The 2399-nt window shown below is 57.6% G+C and carries 3 protein-coding genes and 1 pseudogene; 3 read left to right on the top strand and 1 reads right to left on the bottom strand.

Annotation, left to right across the window (positions count from 1 at the left end):
- Positions 1 to 8: 8 nt before the first annotated feature.
- Together EV666_RS18740 and EV666_RS18935 are read left to right on the top strand one after the other, a co-directional pair.
- Positions 9 to 83, top strand: a pseudogene (locus EV666_RS18740) (integrase core domain-containing protein); the annotation flags it as partial.
- Positions 49 to 258, top strand: a complete 210-nt coding sequence (locus tag EV666_RS18935; protein WP_132011044.1) for a tyrosine-type recombinase/integrase — start codon at positions 49 to 51, stop codon at positions 256 to 258. The pseudogene EV666_RS18740 and the gene EV666_RS18935, both read left to right, overlap by 35 nt.
- Positions 259 to 452: 194 nt before the next feature.
- Here the strand turns inward: EV666_RS18935 and EV666_RS18070 are convergent, their stop codons facing one another.
- A complete protein-coding gene (locus EV666_RS18070) occupies positions 453 to 1703 on the bottom strand; it encodes a PDDEXK-like family protein (RefSeq protein WP_165910086.1) in 1251 nt (416 codons plus the stop codon).
- A gap of 229 nt (positions 1704 to 1932) precedes the next feature.
- Here EV666_RS18070 and EV666_RS18065 point away from each other — a divergent pair.
- Positions 1933 to 2399: arsenic resistance protein (locus EV666_RS18065; RefSeq protein WP_425359576.1), on the top strand; the 467-nt coding region annotated here is incomplete at its 3' end.

Here is a 2399-nt window from a genome sequence, read left to right as displayed (position 1 = left end):
TCTCCACGCTGACGCAGGCACGCGCCCAGTTGGCCGAATGGCGGGTCGATTATAACGGGGCTCGCCCGCACTCCGCACTGGCGTGGCAAACGCCATACGCACGCGACCCGCCTGATCCAGAATGGCCTCAGTGTCTATGAGGTCCGGGAGGTCCTTGGCCACGCGGATATCAAGACGACGATGCGATATGCCCACCTTGAGAAGGCGACGGTGCTGAAGAAGGCGAGGGACGTCATTGAGCGGCTCAATGGTGTGTAGACAGCTCCTGAAGCTGATGGGCTAGCGCCTTAGCGCCTTCATTCCGATGGGAGTTCCACGAACATGGTGTTAGGTGGTCCGTTTCCGATGCCTGTTACCCTTCGATCGCTCGATTGATCGCCTGTTTCGCGCGCGTTGCCGTATCTGTGGTGAGCGGCCGCTAAATGCGGCCGCGAGAAAGACGGATTAATCTGTCATGGTAGGGCTTCGTTTGTGGCTGTCGAGGCGATGCCTCCCACCGCAATCGGCCGCAAGCGCGCATCGACCTGCGCCACTTCATTTCTGACCCAATCCCTTAGGTATTCCTGAATGCGGTCGCAAAGCTCCTCAGGTCCGTCTGCTGTTTCAATCGCCGAGCGTCCCAGGATTGTTTTGCTGCTGACGGTCTTCCAGCCGGCTCCTTTGGCTCCCTTTCGGGGCATCAGGTCGCTACACATGCTATAAAAATTCGCCCGATATTCCTCAGGGCCAGGTCCCAGCGTAACGAAAAGCTTTACAAAGCGGGGATCGACCTCAATCTGGACCTGAATGAAATGTCCTGACGGTGTCCATTGCGCAAGTTTGAAGCCGGGGATATCGGACCATTCCTTCACGTTAAAGATGATCCACCGCTTGTTGGATCTTTCAGGAACGAGTGTCAGGGAGCCCGTGCTTACACTGGCGGCGATCTCCGATTGGCGGTCAAGAAGCATCTGTCCCAGGCCACCATCGGCATCAGGTCGCCGGTCAAGAAGGAAATTCAACGCTTCAGCGTGCTTCTTCCAGAGGGTTTCAGCAATCTTGTCGAGCTGTTCACTACCCATGTGACGTCTCCGCAGCATCGTGGCGTATGCAATGAGGGTTTGGCGCGCGAGTGGCGCTCCGGCGTCACTGGCATTTTTGAAGCGGTCTATGGCGTCGATGACGAGGCCGTAGTCGATCGGGTACCAGGTGTCGTCGGAAGGCTGTTCAGCGTTGCGTGTGAGAAACAGCTTGAGATGCCGCCAACCGGCTTCGGCAGGCCATGTGGCTTCAATCGCGCGACTGTAGCGGCCAAGCTGGTCATGGCCTTCTCCCGCGCCGATTTTGAGCTCGAATGCGATAACCAGTTTCGCAGTGGGGAGCGCCACGAGCACATCGATATGCCGCCACTCGCGCCGGACGTCGACATCGTCAAAATCCGCCATGTGAAGCTCAAGCCGGGAGATCGGCGGTGCCTCAAGCGCCTTTAGAATTGTATCGAGCAGGAGCCGCAGGAATTCGGGGCCGAATTCGTGGGGACGATACGGATCGAGGGCGTGGGCGAGGAAGGCAGAATGCCTGATCTCTGCATTCACCATGCCGACCGCCTCAAATGGGCAATACGTTGAAAGGTTCTTCTCGAGTTCTCCGAAATCTGGGTCTTCAATAATCAGTTCGGCCAGTTGCCGTCTCGTAAGTTCGGCGTCCAGAGTACCTGTTTCCATGGATATGAAATACCTTTCCGGTTGCCCAGCAATCGCTGGATTGGTGATGTCTTGGCGTGCCACAAACAGGATGATTGGCCTGAAGAGACACATATCCTATGAGGGTGTCAGTTCCTGACGTGCAGACCGGATAGCGACATGTCGTTTTCAAAAGCAGTCGATCTCGTTCGCCTCGCAAGGATGGCGGCTGAGCGCGGCCGACGCGTGGCGACAGCTTGAGGCAGAACCAGTGTCCACATTCGAACGCTATCTGACCCTGTGGGTTGCTCTTTGCATCGTCGCCGGCATTGCGCTGGGGCATTTCATGCCGGGCGCATTTCACGTCATCGGCGCCCTGGAGGTGGCAAAGGTCAATCTGCCAGTCGCTGTGCTGATCTGGTCGATGATCATTCCGATGCTGCTGAAGATTGATTTCGCAGCGCTCGGGGAGGTGGGGCGTCACTGGCGTGGCATCGGCGTCACCCTGTTCATCAACTGGGCAGTGAAGCCATTTTCCATGGCGCTGCTCGGCTGGCTGTTCATTGGCTGGCTGTTTCGTCCGCTACTCCCCGCGGACCAGATTGAAAGCTACATTGCCGGGTTGATCATTCTTGCCGCCGCGCCCTGCACGGCGATGGTCTTCGTCTGGTCCAATCTGACCAGGGGTGAGCCCCACTTCACCCTGAGCCAGGTCGCTCTCAATGACGCCATCATGGT

Origin of the sequence: Camelimonas lactis (assembly GCF_004342915.1) — a bacterium.
Taxonomy (GTDB): Bacteria; Pseudomonadota; Alphaproteobacteria; order Rhizobiales; family Beijerinckiaceae; genus Camelimonas; species Camelimonas lactis.
This window is presented reverse-complemented; position numbering and strand designations above follow the sequence as displayed.

Bases quoted from the DNA above. Each gene is read 5' to 3' on its own strand.
- EV666_RS18070 (WP_165910086.1), bottom strand. From the start codon at position 1,703: ATGGAAACAGGTACTCTGGACGCCGAACTTACGAGACGGCAACTGGCC.